Source organism: Streptomyces sp. DSM 41931 (assembly GCF_050271085.1).
GTDB lineage: Bacteria > Actinomycetota > Actinomycetes > Streptomycetales > Streptomycetaceae > Streptomyces > Streptomyces albogriseolus.
This window is the reverse complement of record NZ_CP189902.1, coordinates 6,605,100-6,619,435: the sequence shown is the minus strand read 5'-3', so window position 1 is coordinate 6,619,435 and position 14,336 is coordinate 6,605,100. Positions and strand designations below refer to the sequence as shown.

Annotated in this window: 12 protein-coding genes; 3 read left to right on the top strand and 9 right to left on the bottom strand. The window is 72.7% G+C overall.

From position 1 onward, the window contains the following. Positions 1–47 precede the first annotated feature (47 nt). The 9 genes from sigJ to ACP7TJ_RS30260 all read right to left on the bottom strand — a co-directional run bounded on the left by sigJ (position 48) and on the right by ACP7TJ_RS30260 (position 9,312). Positions 48–965 (bottom strand): RNA polymerase sigma factor SigJ, encoded by a 918-nt coding sequence (gene sigJ, locus ACP7TJ_RS30300; protein ID WP_255304011.1) that lies wholly within the window; start codon positions 963–965, stop codon positions 48–50. Next, positions 962–1,705, bottom strand: coding sequence for a PIG-L deacetylase family protein (locus tag ACP7TJ_RS30295; RefSeq protein ID WP_093769152.1), 744 nt, complete (start codon positions 1,703–1,705; stop codon positions 962–964). The genes sigJ and ACP7TJ_RS30295 overlap by 4 nt, the downstream gene beginning before the upstream one ends. A 47-nt stretch (positions 1,706–1,752) precedes the next feature. Beyond that, positions 1,753–3,054, bottom strand: coding sequence for an alpha/beta fold hydrolase (locus tag ACP7TJ_RS30290; protein WP_266403405.1), 1,302 nt, complete (start codon positions 3,052–3,054; stop codon positions 1,753–1,755). A 100-nt stretch (positions 3,055–3,154) separates the two neighbouring features. Beyond that, positions 3,155–4,174, bottom strand: a complete 1,020-nt coding sequence (locus ACP7TJ_RS30285; protein ID WP_093769153.1) for a LacI family DNA-binding transcriptional regulator — start codon at positions 4,172–4,174, stop codon at positions 3,155–3,157. Positions 4,175–4,283: 109 nt separating this feature from the next. Next, on the bottom strand, positions 4,284–4,604 hold the full coding sequence (locus ACP7TJ_RS30280) for an L-rhamnose mutarotase (RefSeq protein ID WP_093769154.1): 321 nt from the start codon (positions 4,602–4,604) through the stop codon (positions 4,284–4,286). Positions 4,605–4,637: 33 nt separating this feature from the next. Further along, the gene (gene rhaS / locus ACP7TJ_RS30275) at positions 4,638–5,720 is read right to left on the bottom strand and encodes a rhamnose ABC transporter substrate-binding protein (protein ID WP_266403403.1); all 1,083 of its coding nucleotides are present in this window, start codon (positions 5,718–5,720) and stop codon (positions 4,638–4,640) included. Between the two features lie 28 nt (positions 5,721–5,748). Next, complete coding sequence (locus ACP7TJ_RS30270) at positions 5,749–6,765, bottom strand: ABC transporter permease (RefSeq protein ID WP_266403400.1); 1,017 nt, start codon at positions 6,763–6,765, stop codon at positions 5,749–5,751. Beyond that, positions 6,758–7,798 (bottom strand): ABC transporter permease, encoded by a 1,041-nt coding sequence (locus ACP7TJ_RS30265; RefSeq protein ID WP_266403397.1) that lies wholly within the window; start codon positions 7,796–7,798, stop codon positions 6,758–6,760. Before ACP7TJ_RS30265 ends, ACP7TJ_RS30270 begins: the two co-directional genes overlap by 8 nt. Continuing rightward, positions 7,795–9,312, bottom strand: a complete 1,518-nt coding sequence (locus tag ACP7TJ_RS30260; RefSeq protein ID WP_266403394.1) for a sugar ABC transporter ATP-binding protein — start codon at positions 9,310–9,312, stop codon at positions 7,795–7,797. Before ACP7TJ_RS30260 ends, ACP7TJ_RS30265 begins: the two co-directional genes overlap by 4 nt. Before the next feature lie 260 nt (positions 9,313–9,572). On the opposite strand from ACP7TJ_RS30260, the gene rhaI reads away from it, so the two are divergent. From rhaI to ACP7TJ_RS30245, 3 genes are all read left to right on the top strand, one after another. Further along, positions 9,573–10,733 carry an L-rhamnose isomerase gene (gene rhaI, locus ACP7TJ_RS30255; RefSeq protein ID WP_193457253.1) on the top strand — a complete coding sequence of 387 codons (1,161 nt, stop codon included), beginning with the start codon at positions 9,573–9,575 and terminating at the stop codon, positions 10,731–10,733. A gap of 116 nt (positions 10,734–10,849) precedes the next feature. Beyond that, positions 10,850–12,886 (top strand): bifunctional aldolase/short-chain dehydrogenase, encoded by a 2,037-nt coding sequence (locus tag ACP7TJ_RS30250; RefSeq protein WP_427766783.1) that lies wholly within the window; start codon positions 10,850–10,852, stop codon positions 12,884–12,886. Further along, the gene (locus tag ACP7TJ_RS30245) at positions 12,883–14,331 is read left to right on the top strand and encodes a rhamnulokinase (RefSeq protein WP_427766780.1); all 1,449 of its coding nucleotides are present in this window, start codon (positions 12,883–12,885) and stop codon (positions 14,329–14,331) included. The genes ACP7TJ_RS30250 and ACP7TJ_RS30245 overlap by 4 nt, the downstream gene beginning before the upstream one ends. Positions 14,332–14,336 lie beyond the last annotated feature (5 nt).

Genomic DNA, 14,336 nt, shown 5'->3' with positions numbered 1-14,336 from the left:
CCGGGCAAGACGTCGGGCGGCCCGGGACCGTGAGACGGAGGCGCCTGTCAGGCGTTCCGGGAGTCCTCCTCGTCCGGGAGGACCAGCCCCTCCAGGCGCTCCGGGTCGGCCAGGATGTAGAGGGCCGTGATGCGGCCCTCGTGGACCGTGGCCGCCAGGACCGAGCCGACGTGGCCGTCGACCACGCTGACCAGGCCCGGGGCGCCGTTGACCAGGACCATGCGGGCGGTGGCGTTGTAGCGGGCGAACAGCATCGCCGACTCGGCGACGCGCTGCGCGCCCCGGAGCCGCTTGGAGCCGGCCGCGCCGCGGACCAGCGCGCCCGCGTCCGCGCGCAGCACCACGTCCGGGTGGAGCACGGCGAGCAGCGCCTCGAAGTCGCCGGTGCGCGCGGCGGCGCGGAAGGCGTCGAGGGCCTGCCGTTGCCGAGCCGCGTCGGGCTCGGACGGCGGGGCGGAGTCGCGGACGCGGCGGCGGGCCCGGCCGGCGAGCTGACGGGTCGCGGCCGGGGTGCGCTCCACCACCGGGGCGATGTCGTCGAACGGCACGGCGAACATGTCGTGCAGCACGAACGCCAGCCGCTCGTCGGGGGCGAGGGTCTCCATCACGACCAGCAGGGCGATGCCCACCGAGTCGGCCTCCAGCGCCTCCTGCTCCGGGTCCGTCCGGGACAGCGGCCGGAGCACCGGGTCCGGGACGAACGTGTCGTCCATCGGCTGCTCCCGGCGTGCCGTGCGCGAGCGCAGCAGGTCCAGGCAGATCCTGCCGGTCACGGTGGTGAGCCAGCCGCCGAGGTTGCCGATCCCGGCGGGGTCCACCCGGCCCAGCCGCAGCCAGGTCTCCTGCACGGCGTCCTCCGCCTCGGCGAGCGAGCCGAGCATGCGGTAGGCCACGGACCTGAGGTGGGCGCGGTGCTCCTCGAAGCTCCGCGCGAGCCGTTCCTCGTCTCCCCCCACGGCGCTCACCTCGGGAACAGTTCGAAGGCGACCGCCGGACGGTTCCCGAACCGCTTGCCCGCCTCCTCGGCGAAGCCGGTCAGCAGTGTGCGCGCGTACGTCTCCGGGTCCTCGTCGGTGAGCGCCTCGATGTAGGTGCGGTGCTCCAGCAGGGAGCGCACCGCCCGCTCGAGTCCGGCGGTCGCGTCCACCGCGTGGGTGGGCGCGTCCGAGCCGGCGACCGCCACCCAGCGCACGCCGTCCCAGGGCTCCAGCCCCCGCTCGGTCAGCTCCGGGAAGATCCAGCGGTTGCCCGCGTCACCGGCCGCGTCGAGCGTGGCGCGGCCGACGGCCACGTGGTCCGGGGTGTTCCAGGCGCTGCCGCCCCAGGTGTCCCGGTGGTTCAGCGTGACCACCAGCTCGGGGCGATGGCGCCGGATCGCCGCCGCGATGTCCCGGCGCAGGGCGGGGCCGTACTCGATCACGCCGTCCGCGTGGTCCAGGAAGGCGACCTCGGACACGCCCACCACGGCCGCGCTCGCCCGCTGTTCGCGCTCCCGGAGCGGCCCGCACCGGGCGGGGTCCACCGTGTCGATGCCCGCCTCGCCGCGGGTCGCCAGCACGTAGGAGACCTCGCGGCCGGCGTCGGTCCAGGCCGCGATGGCCGCCGCGCAGCCGTACTCCAGGTCGTCCGGGTGGGCGACCACGGCCAGAGCGCGCTGCCAGTCGTCGGGCATGGGCTGGAGTTGACTGATCGTCGGCTCGGTCATGCTCCGCAGACTAGCCCCCGCCACCGACAGCGCACGGGGGCGCGCGGTCAGGCCTCGTCGCGGGCGAGGGCGAGCAGGCGGTCCAGGACGCGGGGGCCGCCGGTGCGGACGCCGTCGTGCTCGAACTCGTCCGTCACCCAGGTGCGCAGGCCGCGGATCGCCCGGGCGGTGGCCAGGGAGTGCGCGGTGTCCACGTACATGTCGTCGTGGTAGACGGCCGCCGCGACCGGCACCTCGTTGGCGGCCAGGCGGGCCGGGTCGTACAGCGGGGTCCAGTCGGTGCGGGCGGCGAGGAGTTCCGCGGTCTCGCGCAGGGGGCGCAGCGCCGGGTCGCAGTCGAACATCCAGGGGTGGATCGTCTCGCCGGTGAACAGCACGGGCTCGTCGCCGGAGAGCGCCTTGGCCGCGTCGAACTGCGGGAACTCGGCCCGCACCCGTTCGGCGGACCAGGCGGTGGGGCGGGCGTCCTGGGCGTAGATCGCCTCGTGGACCAGCGCGTAGAGGGGGTGCCCGGCGAACGACAGGAGGCCCTGCGCCTCCTCCTGGAAGGCGTCGGAGAGGGCGGGTCCTGCCGGGGTGGGGACGAAGGCGTCCTCGAGGAGGAAGTGCAGGCGGTGGCTGCCCTCGCCGCTGCCGAGCATCCGGCCGAGCGACTGGAACGCCTCGACGGTGAACCGGTAGCCGTTCGGCAGGACCACGTCGTGGGTCAGGAGGTGGTCGGCGATGCGGCGGGCGCGCTCGACGTCCTGCGGGTAGCGGGCGTAATGGGCGGCGACCTTGCGCTCGACGCGCGGGTAGGCGGCCCGGTAGACGTCGTCGGCGTGCGCGTCGAGGGAGGGCAGGCCGCCGGTGATCAGGGCGGCGTCCAGTCCCTCGGGAGCCGTGGACAGGTAGGTGACGGTGCAGAAGCCGCCGAAGCTCTGGCCGAGCACGGTCCATGGGGCGCCGCCGGTCACCTGCGGGCGGATGGCCTCGCAGTCCCGGACGATCGAGTCGGAGCGGAAACGGGTGAGGTGGCCGGCCTGCTCGGCGGGGCCGCCGCGCAGCGGGAGCGTCTGCCGGTTGGCGGGGGTGGAGCTGCCGGTGCCGCGCTGGTCGAGGAGGAGGACCCGGTGGTCCTCCAGGGCGCGGCCGAGCCAGGCCGGCTTTCCGACGAAACGGTTCGCCCCGAAGCCCGGCCCGCCCTGGAGGTACAGCAGCCACGGCAGGTCCTGGTCCGCCTTGTCCCTCGCGACGACCTCGCGCGCGTACAGCTCGATCGTCTCCCCGGAGGGGTCGTCGTGGTCGAGGGGCACGGTGAACCGGCGGTCGGTGAGGACCACTCCGGGCTGGCGGTACGTGTCGGTCAACGGGACTCCCGGGACGAACGGATTGTCGGGCCGCGACCAGTTCAGCACATGTTCCTGCGGCCAACGACCCCGGGATCATGAAGAACTTCCTGAACGGCGGTCAACGGGCCGACAGGCTGGAGCGCCGCACCACCAGTTCCGGGGCGAGCACCACCCGACGGTGCTCGTGGGGGGCGCCGGTGTCCTCGGTCTCCTCCAGCAGCAGTTCCGCCGCCAGCGCCCCCATGGTGACGGCGGGCTGCCGTACGGAGGTGAGCGGCACGGCCGCCGCGGCGGCGAACTCGATGTCGTCGTAGCCGACGATGGCCAGGTCGTCGGGGACGCCGACGCCGGCCGCGTACATCGCCTGGAGCACGCCGAGGGCGAGCAGGTCGTTGGCGCAGAACACGGCGGTGGGCCGGCGGGCCAGGCCGAGGAGACGGGCGCCCGCGTCACGTCCCGCGGCGACGTCGAGCCGCTCGGTGGGCAGCTCGTGCAGGCTGTCGGGGCCGAGTCCGGCCTCGGCGAGGGCGTTCAGCGCGCCGGTGCGCCGGTCCCGGACCTGGTTGAGTCCGGGCGGACCGCTGACGTAGGCGAGGGAGCGGTGTCCGGCGTCGACCAGGTGGCGCACGGCCAGGGCGCCGCCGGCCACGTCGTCCACCGAGACCGAGCACTCGGTGGTGCCCTCGGCGACCCGGTCGACCAGCACGAACGGGATGCCGTGCCGGCGGAACGCCTCGATGTTGCGGCCGGTGGCGTCCGCGGGGGTGAGCAGCACGCCCCGCACCCGCTGCTCCGCGAAGAGCGACAGGTACTCGGCCTCCTCGCTCGGGCTCTGGGCGCTGTTGCAGACCATGACGCCGAGGCCGGCCTGGCGCGCGGCCCGCTCGGCGCCGCGCGCCACGTCGACGAAGAAGGGGTTGCCCATGTCGAGAACGAGCAGGCCCATGATGCGGCTGCGGCCGGCGCGCAGCTGGCGGGCGGACTCGCTGCGGACGTAGCCGAGCCGGTCGATGGCGGACAGCACCCGGGCGCGGGTCTCGGCGGCGACCGTGTCCGGACGGTTGATCACGTTGGAGACGGTGCCGACGGAGACTCCGGCGACGCGGGCGACGTCCTTGATACCCACCGACTGGGCCATCGGGCAGGGACCTCCAGGGATACGGGGAGACGGGGGGCGGCGCGGCGGGCCCTCACACTACCCGCACGTCCGCCTCTTTCCGGTCACGGGCCGGGTGGGCCCGTGACCGTCAGTCGAGGTGGAAGACCTCGGTCAGCGGGGTCATCGCCTCGTCGGGCCGGGAGCCGTCGAGGGACTCGAAGAAGGGCGCCATCTCCGCCTGCCAGCGGGCGTTGACCTCGGTGGCCTCCATGCCGGCCCGCGCCGCCTCGAAGTCCTCGGTCTCCAGGTACCCGACGAGCAGGCCGTCGTCGCGCAGGAAGAGGGAGTAGTTGTGCCAGCCGGTGGCCGAGAGCGCCGCGCGCATCTCGGGCCACACGGCGGCATGGCGTGCGCGGTACTCGTCGATGCGGTCCTGGCGGACCTTGAGCAGGAAGCAGACGCGTCGCACGGAGTACCGCCTTTCGGGAAGCAGCTCGCGGGGTCAGAAGTCGAACTGGTCGATGTTCCCGGCGTCGAAGACGGTGGGCTTGCCCAGGTTGATCACGCCGTCCTTGCCGATGGTGTACTCGCCCATGGCGCCGGCCGTGAAGGTCTCGCCCTCCTGGCCGGTGATCTGGCCGGAGGCGAGGGCGACCGCGGTGCGGGCGGCCAGCTCGCCGAGCTTGGCCGGGTCCCACAGCTCGAACGCCTCGACGGTGCCGTTCTTGACGTACTTGCGCATGTCGTTGGGGGTGCCGAGGCCGGTGAGCTTGACCTTGCCCTTGTACTTGGAGCCGGACAGGTACTGGGCGGCGGCCTTGATGCCGACGGTGGTCGGGGAGATGATCCCCTTCAGGTCCGGGTACTCCTGGAGCAGGCCCTGGGTCTGCTGGAAGGACTGCTGGGCGTCGTCGTTGCCGTAGGCGACCTTGACCAGCTTCATGTCCTTGTACTTGGGGTCCTTGAGTTCGTCCTTCATGAACTCGATCCAGGTGTTCTGGTTGGTCGCGGTCTGCGCGGCGGACAGGATCGCGATCTCGCCCTTGTAGCCGATCTGTTCGGCGAGCAGCTGCACCTCGGTGCGGCCGAGGTCCTCGGCGGACGCCTGGGAGACGAAGGCGTTGCGGCAGCCGGGGGTGGTGTCGGAGTCGTAGGTGACGACCTTGATGCCGTTCTTCATGGCCTGCTTGAGCGCGGTGCACAGGGCGCCCGGGTCCTGGGCGGAGACGGCCATCGCGTCCACCTGCTGCTGGGTGAGCGTGTTGACGTAGGAGACCTGGCCGGCGGTGTCGGTGGCGCTGGTGGGGCCGACCTCCTTGAAGGTGGAGCCGAGCTCCTTCACGGCCTTCTCGCCGCCCTTGTCGGCGGAGGTGAAGTACGGGTTGTTGACCTGCTTGGGCAGGAAGCCGACGGTGAGGCCCTTCTTCGTGGCGGCGTCCGGGTCGGCCTTGCCGGCGGAGGCGGCGGCGCCGCCCTCGTTCTTGACGTCCTCCTTGGTGGTGCCGCCGCATGCGGTGACGGCGAGGGCGAGGGAGGTGACGGCGGCGAGCGCCGCGCAGGTGCGGCGGAGGGATGCGGTGCGCATGGCGGGTTCCTTAAGGGAGGAGGACGGTTCAGGAGGTCGGTGCGGGCGTCTTCGGGTCCGGGCGCGGTGCGGCCGCGGCCCTCCGTCCGGCGCGGGCGGCGGCCATCTGCCGGGCGACGCGCGGGCCGAGGACGGACAGCACGAGCAGCACGCCGGTGACGACGATCTGGGACTGGGCCGAGACGTCCTTCAGGCTCATCACGTTCTGCAGCGCGCCCAGCAGGAACACGCCGGCGATCGCGCCGCCGAGGGTGCCCTTGCCGCCGTCGAAGTCGATGCCGCCGAGGAGGACGGCCGCGACGACGGACAGTTCGAGCCCGGTGGCGTTGTCGTAGCGGGCGCTGGCGTAGTGCAGCGCCCAGAAGACGCCGGTGAGGGCCGACATCAGGCCGGTCACGGTGAACAGGATCAGCTTCTGCCGCTTGACGCGGACGCCGGCGAACCGGGCGGCCTCCTCGCCGGCCCCGATCGCGAACAGCGACCGGCCGAACGGGGTGGCGTGCAGGGCGACGACGGCGATCGTGAGCAGGACCAGGAAGGGCAGGAAGGCGTACGGGACGAAGGTGTCGCCGATGCGTCCCGCGGCGAAGTCCAGGTAGGCGGAGGGGAAGTCGGTGACCGCGTCGGAGCCGAGCACGATCTGTGCGATGCCCCGGTAGGCGGCGAGGGTGCCGATGGTGACGGCGAGGGAGGGCAGCCCGAGCCGGGTCACCAGCAGGCCGTTGACCAGGCCGCAGACCACGCCGATGAGCAGGCAGACCGGGATGATCGCCTCGATGGCCATGCCCTGGTTCCACAGGGCGCCCATCACCGCGCCGGACAGGCCCGCCGTGGACGCCACGGACAGGTCGATCTCGCCGGAGACCACGAGCAGCGTCATGGGCAGGGCGATCAGCGCGATCGGCAGGGTGTTGCCGAGGAGGAACGACAGGTTGAGGGCGTTGCCGAAGCCGTCGACCGTGGTGAACGACAGCAGCAGAACGACCACGAGCAGGGCGCCGACGACCGTGTCCCAGCGAACGGCGCGCGTGAGGGAGTCAGGCATGGCGGGCGTTCCTCTTCTTCAGGGCGGTGGCCACGCGCAGCGCGACGATCCGGTCGACCGCGATGGCGAGGACGAGCAGGACGCCGTTGATGGCGAGCACCCACACGGAGCTGACGCCGAGCGCGGGCAGCACACTGTTGATCGAGGTCAGCAGCAGCGCGCCGAGTGCGGCGCCGTAGACGCTGCCGGAGCCGCCGGTGAAGACGACGCCGCCGACCACGACCGCGCTGACGACGGTGAGTTCGTAGCCGCTGCCGGTGCCGGAGTCGACGTTGCCGAACCGGGCGAGGTACATCGCCCCGGCCAGTCCGGCGAGGGCGCCGCAGAAGGTGTACGCGGCGAGGATCCGCTTGCGCACCGGGATGCCGGCGAGCCGGGCCGCCTCCGGGTTGGAGCCGAGCGCGTACAGCTCGCGCCCGCCGCCGAAGTGCCGCAGGTAGTACGCGGTCGCCACCAGCACCACGAGCGCGATGAGCGCCAGGTAGGGCACGGCGGAGATGCCGCCGGAGCCGAAGTCGACGAATCCGGCGGGGAGGTCGGCGGCGGTGATCTGCCGGGAGCCGACCCAGATGGAGTCGACGCCGCGGATGATGTAGAGCGTGCCGAGGGTGACCACGAGGGCGGGCACCTGGCCGAGGGAGACGAGCAGGCCGTTCAGCAGGCCGAAGCCGATGCCGAGCAGGACGGCGAGGGCGACGGCGACGACCGGGTTCCCGCCGTCCTGGAGGTAGAGGCCGGCGGCGAAGGCGCTGATGCCGAGGGTGGAGCCGACGGACAGGTCGACGTTGCGGGTGATGACGACCAGGGCCTGGCCGGTGGCGACCAGCACCAGGATGGTCGCGTTCAGCAGCAGGTCCTTGACGCCCTGCTCGGACAGGAACTCGCTGTTGCCGGCCTGGGTGACGGCGGTCATCACCAGGAAGACGGCCAGGATGGCGAGTTCGCGCATCTTGAAGACGCGGTCCACCAGCCGGGTGGCGCCGGCCTTGGGCGCCTCGGCGACGGGGGTGGGGTCGGGGCTGAGCACCGTCATGCGGCTGTCCTCCCCGTGGCTGCGGCCATCACGGTTTCCTCGGTGGCGTCGGTGCGGGGGATCTCGGCGGTGAGCCGGCCCTCGTGCATCACCAGCACGCGGTCGGCCATGCCGAGGATCTCGGGCAGGTCGGAGGAGATCATCAGGACGGCCACGCCGTCGGCGGCGAGCTGCGACAGCAGCCGGTGCACCTCGGCCTTGGTGCCGACGTCGATGCCGCGCGTGGGCTCGTCGACGATGAGCACCTTGGGGCGGGTGGCGAGCCACTTGGCGAGGACGACCTTCTGCTGGTTGCCGCCGGACAGGGTGTTCACCGTGTCGGCGATCCGGGCGTACTTGACCCGGAGCCTGACCGCCCAGTCGAGGGAGCGGCTGCGTTCGGCGCCGCGGTCCATCAGGCCGGCCTTCACGGTGGCGCCGAGGCCGGTGAGGCCGATGTTGCGCTCGATGGACATGTCCATCACCAGGCCCTGGGCACGCCGGTCCTCGGGCACCAGGGCGAGCCCGGCGGCCATGGCGGCGGACGGGGCGCCGTTGGGGAGACTGCGTCCGTCGACCTCCACCTCGCCGGCGTCCCGGCGGTCGATGCCGAAGACGGCGCGGGCCACCTCGGTGCGTCCGGCGCCGACCAGTCCGGCGAGCCCCACGATCTCGCCCCGCCGTACGTCGAAGGAGACGTCGGTGAAGACGCCCTCGCGGGTGAGGCGGCGCACGCTCAGGGCGACCTCGCCGGGCGTCACGTCCTGCTTGGGATAGAGCTCGGCCAGGTCGCGGCCGACCATGCGGCGGACCAGGTCGTCCTCGGTCATGCCGTCGAGCGGCTCGCTCGCGATCCAGGCGCCGTCGCGCAGGGTGGTGACCCTCCGGCAGATCTCGAAGATCTCCTCCAGGCGGTGCGAGATGAACAGCACCGCGGCGCCCTGGTCGCGCAGCGCCCGGACGACGCCGAAGAGGCGGGCGACCTCGCTGTTCGTGAGCGCGGCGGTGGGCTCGTCCATGATCAGGACACGAGCGTCGAAGGAGAGCGCCTTGGCGATCTCGACGATCTGCTGGTCGGCGATGGACAGTCCGCGGGCGGGCCGGTCCGGGTCCAGTTCGACGCCGAGCCGCTTCATCAGGGCGGTGGTGGCGTCACGGGTGGCCCTGTGGTCGATCCGGCGCAGGGAGCGGCGGGGCCGGCGCCCCATGAAGATGTTCTCGGCGATCGACAGGTCGGGGAAGAGCGTCGGCTCCTGGTAGATCACGGCGATGCCGGCGTCGCGGGCGTCGCCGGGTCCGTGGAAGACGACGGGCCCGCCGTCGAGCAGCACCTGGCCGGCGTCCGGCCGGTGCACTCCGGCGAGCGTCTTGATGAGCGTGGACTTGCCGGCTCCGTTCTCTCCGGCCAGGGCGTGCACCTCCCCGGGGAACAGCTCCAGGGAGACGTCCCGCAGGGCGCGGACCGCGCCGAAGGACTTCGAGATGCCCTTGAGCGCGAGAACCGGGGCCGGACCCGTGTCGGACGGGTGGGTCATGAGGGCTCCTCGACGACGTCGGCGGGTCGGCCCGGACGACGTCGTGAAAGGTTTCAACTGGGTTGCCGGGACGTTAGGCGCGTCCCGCATGTCACGTCAATGGGTCACGGTCGAAAAACTTTCGACAGCTTCGGGTCACGCGCAGGTCACGGGGGACGGTCGCGGCCGGAGGGCTTGACACCCCTTCGGGGGACCCCTAGCTTCGCGTCCTGAATCGTTTCACTCTGGTCGTGACGACCCGATGCCCCAGGAGCCCTGACGTGACCGAGCGCGCCGCGGTGAAAGCCGCCCTCAAGACCCAGGCAGTCGAGACGCCGTCGTGGGCGTACGGCAACTCGGGCACCCGGTTCAAGGTGTTCGCGCAGCAGGGCGTCCCCCGCACCCCGCAGGAGAAGCTGGACGACGCGGCGAAGGTGCACGAGTTCACGGGCGTGGCGCCGACCGTCGCGCTGCACATCCCCTGGGACAAGGTCGACGACTACGCGGCGCTGGCCCGGCACGCCGAGGACCGCGGGCTGCGGCTCGGCGCGGTCAACTCCAACACCTTCCAGGACGACGACTACCGGCTCGGCTCCGTCTGCCACCCGGACGCGGCCGTGCGCCGGAAGGCCGTGGACCATCTGCTGGAGTGCGTCGACATCATGGACGCGACCGGCTCCACGGACCTCAAGCTGTGGTTCGCGGACGGGACCAACTACCCCGGGCAGGACGACATCCGGGCCCGGCAGGACCGGCTGGCGGAGGCGCTCGCCGAGGTGTACGGCCGGCTCGGCGACGACCAGCGGATGCTGCTGGAGTACAAGCTGTTCGAGCCGGCGTTCTACACGACGGACGTCCCCGACTGGGGGACGGCGTACGCGCACTGCCTGAAGCTGGGGCCGAAGGCGCAGGTGGTGGTGGACACCGGGCACCACGCGCCCGGCACCAACATCGAGTTCATCGTGGCGACGCTGCTGCGGGAGGGGAAGCTCGGGGGGTTCGACTTCAACTCGCGGTTCTACGCCGACGACGACCTGATGGTCGGCGCGGCCGACCCGTTCCAGTTGTTCCGGATCATGTACGAGGTGGTGCGCGGGGGCGGGCTGTCGGGGGAGGTGGCGTTCATGCTGGATCAGTGCCACAACGTGGAATCGAAGATTCCCGCCATTCTTCGGTCCGTCATGAATGTGCAGGAGGCCACCGCCAAGGCGCTGCTGGTCGACCGGGACGCGTTGGGTGCGGCACAGCGGACCGGGGACGTGCTCGGCGCCAACGCCGTGTTGATGGACGCGTTCAGTACGGACGTGCGTCCGCTGCTGCGGGAGGTGCGGGAGGAGATGGGGTTGGATCCCGATCCGATGGCGGCGTACGCGCGGTCCGGGTGGGCCGAGAAGATCGTGGCCGAGCGGGTCGGGGGTGAGCAGGCCGGCTGGGGGGCGTAGGCGTCTGCCGGGTTTCTGTTCCGTCGCCGGGTGCGGGTGCGTCGTGGCTGGGCGCGCAGTTCCCCGCGCCCCTGAGGTACCTGTGCTCACCCCCTCTTCCTCAAGGACTGGTTGTCATGGTTCACCGTGAAGTTGAAGCTCTGCTCGCTCGGTCGCATCGGCTGGGGAGTGATCCCCGGAACACCAACTACGCCGGGGGGAACGCCTCCGCGAAGGGACGTGAGGTCGATCCCGTCACGGGGGGTGATGTGGAGCTGATGTGGGTCAAGGGGTCCGGTGGGGATCTCGGGACCCTGACCGAGGGCGGGCTGGCCGTGTTGCGGCTGGACCGGCTGCGGGCGCTCGCCGACGTGTATCCGGGGGTCGAGCGCGAGGACGAGATGGTCGCCGCGTTCGACTACTGCCTGCACGGCAAGGGCGGCGCCGCGCCCTCCATCGACACCGCCATGCACGGGCTCGTCGACGCGGCGCACGTCGACCATCTGCACCCCGACTCGGGCATCGCGCTGGCGTGTGCCGCCGACGGGGCGAAGCTGACCGCGGAGTGTTTCGGCGACACCGTGGTGTGGGTGCCGTGGCGGCGGCCCGGGTTCCAGCTGGGGCTGGACATCGCCGCCGTCAAGGCCGCCCATCCGGAGGCGGTCGGGTGTGTGCTCGGGGGGCACGGGATCACCGCCTGGGGTGACACCTCCGAGGAGTGCGAGCGGAACTCGCTGTACATCATCCGCACCGCCGAACGGTTCCTCGCCGAGCGGGGCCGGCCCGAGCCGTTCGGACCGGTGGTCGAGGGGTACGAGGCGCTGCCGGAGGGCGAGCGGCGGGAGCGGGCGGCGGCTCTCGCGCCGTATATGCGGGCCATCGCCTCGCAGGACCGGCCGCAGGTGGGGCACTTCGACGACTCCGACGCCGTCCTGGACTTCCTGGCGCGGGCCGGGCATCCGCGGCTCGCGGCGCTGGGCACCTCCTGTCCGGACCACTTCCTGCGCACCAAGGTGCGGCCGCTGGTGCTGGATCTGCCGCCGTCCGCACCGCTCGACGAGGCGGTGACCCGGCTGGAGGAGCTGCACGCGGACTACCGGCGGGAGTACGCCGCCTATTACGAGCGGCACGCGGAGCCGGACTCCCCCGCGATGCGCGGCGCCGACCCGGCGATCGTGCTGGTGCCGGGCGTGGGCATGTTCAGCTTCGGCAAGGACAAGCAGACGGCGCGGGTGGCCGGCGAGTTCTACCTCAACGCGATCAACGTGATGCGCGGGGCCGAGGCGGTGTCGGCGTATGCGCCGATCGAGGAGTCGGAGAAGTTCCGCATCGAGTACTGGGCGCTGGAGGAGGCCAAGCTGCGGCGGATGCCGCCGCCGAAGCCGCTGGCCACCCGGGTGGCTCTGGTGACCGGCGCGGGCAGCGGGATCGGGAAGGCGATCGCGCGGCGGCTGGCCGCCGAGGGCGCGTGTGTGGTCGTGGCCGATCTGAACGGGGAGAACGCCGCCTCGGTCGCGGAGGAGCTGGGCGGGCCGGACAAGGCCGTCGCGGTGACCGTGGACGTGACCGACGAGGAGCAGATCGCGGCCGCGTTCCGGGCGGCCGTGCTCGCCTTCGGCGGGGTGGACCTGGTGGTGAACAACGCCGGGCTCTCCCTCTCCAAGCCGCTGCTGGAGACGTCGGCGAAGGACTGGGACCTCCAGCACTCCGTCATGGCCCGGGGTTCGTTCCTGGTGTCGCGGGAGGCGGCGCGGGTGATGACCGCCCAGCGGCTGGGCGGCGACATCGTGTACATCGCCAGCAAGAACGCGGTGTTCGCCGGTCCGGACAACATCGCGTACTCGGCGGCCAAGGCCGACCAGGCGCACCAGGTGCGGCTGCTGGCGGCGGAGCTGGGCGAGCACGGCATCCGGGTCAACGGCGTCAACCCGGACGGTGTGGTGCGCGGCTCGGGGATCTTCGCCGGCGGCTGGGGCGCGCAGCGGGCGGCCGTGTACGGGGTGCCGGAGGAGAAGCTGGGCGAGTTCTACGCCCGGCGGACGCTGCTGAAGCGTGAGGTTCTGCCGGAGCACGTGGCGAACGCCGTGTTCGCGCTGACCGGCGGCGACCTCACCCACACCACCGGACTGCACGTCCCGGTCGACGCCGGCGTCGCCGCCGCCTTCCTGCGATGAGCGGCGGCGTGGGGACGTACGCGGCGGTGGACCTCGGCGCGTCCAGCGGGCGCGTCATGGTCGGCCGGGTGGGCCCCGGCAGCCTGGAGCTGACGGAGGCGCACCGGTTCCCGAACCGTCCGGTGCGGGTGCCGGAGGGGCTGCGCTGGGACGTGCTGGGGCTGTACGCCGGGGTGCTGGACGGACTGCGGGCGGCCGGGGCGGTGGACTCCGTCGGCATCGACAGCTGGGCCGTCGACCACGGACTGCTGGACGCGGACGGGGCGCTGCTCGGCAACCCGGTGCACTACCGCGACGGCCGGACCGGCACGGTCGCCGAGACGGTGTGGGCGACCGTGCCGGCCGGGGAGCTGTACGCGGCGACCGGGCTGCAGTACGCGCCGTTCAACACGCTGTACCAGCTCGTCGCGGCCCGGGACACACGGCAGTTCGCGCAGGCGGAGCGGCTGCTGCTGATACCCGACCTGCTCACGTACTGGCTCACCGGGGAGCAGGGCACCGAGCTGACCAACGCCTCCACCACACAGTTGATCGACCCGCGCACCCGGACCTGGGCGTACGGGGTGGCGGAGCGGCTGGGCATCGACCTGGGGCTGTTCGCGCCGCTGCGTCTGCCGGGTGACCCGGCGGGGGTGCTGCGGCCCGAGGTGCTGGAGGAGACGGGGCTGAGCGGGCCGGTGCCGGTGACCGCGGTCGCCTCGCACGACACGGCGTCCGCGGTGGCCGCCGTACCGGCGGACGGTGAGCGGTTCGCGTACATCTGCACCGGCACCTGGTCGCTGGCCGGGCTTGAGCTGGACGCGCCCGTGCTGACCGAGGAGAGCCGGGCCGCCAACTTCACCAACGAGCTGGGGCTGGACGGCACCGTCCGCCACCTGCGCAACATCATGGGCCTGTGGCTGCTCCAGGAGTGCCTGCGCGCCTGGGGCGAGCCGGACCTGGGCGCGCTGCTGCGCGAGGCGGCCGGGGCGCCGGCGCTGCGGTCGGTGGTGGACGCCGGGGACACCGCGTTCCTCGCGCCGGGGCGGATGCCGGAGCGGATCGGCGAGGCGTGCCGCGCGTCGGGCCAGCCGGTGCCGGACTCCCCCGCCGCGACCGTGCGCTGCATCCTCGACTCGCTCGCCCTCGCCCACCGCACCGCCGTCGAGGACGCGCAGCGGCTCGCCGGGCGGGCCGTGAACGTGGTGCACGTCGTGGGCGGCGGCGCCCGCAACGCCCTGCTGTGCCAGCTCACCGCCGACGCCTGCGGGCTGCCGGTGGTGGCCGGGCCGACCGAGGCGGCGGCGTTCGGCAACGTGCTGGTACAGGCCCGCGCCCAGGGGCGGGTCGGCGATCTCCCCGCCATGCGGCGGCTGCTGGCCGCCACCCAGCCGCTCACCCGGTACGAGCCGCGCGGCGACACCCGGCGGTGGGAGGCGGCCCGCGCCCGGCTCGCCGGGCGGTGACCGGG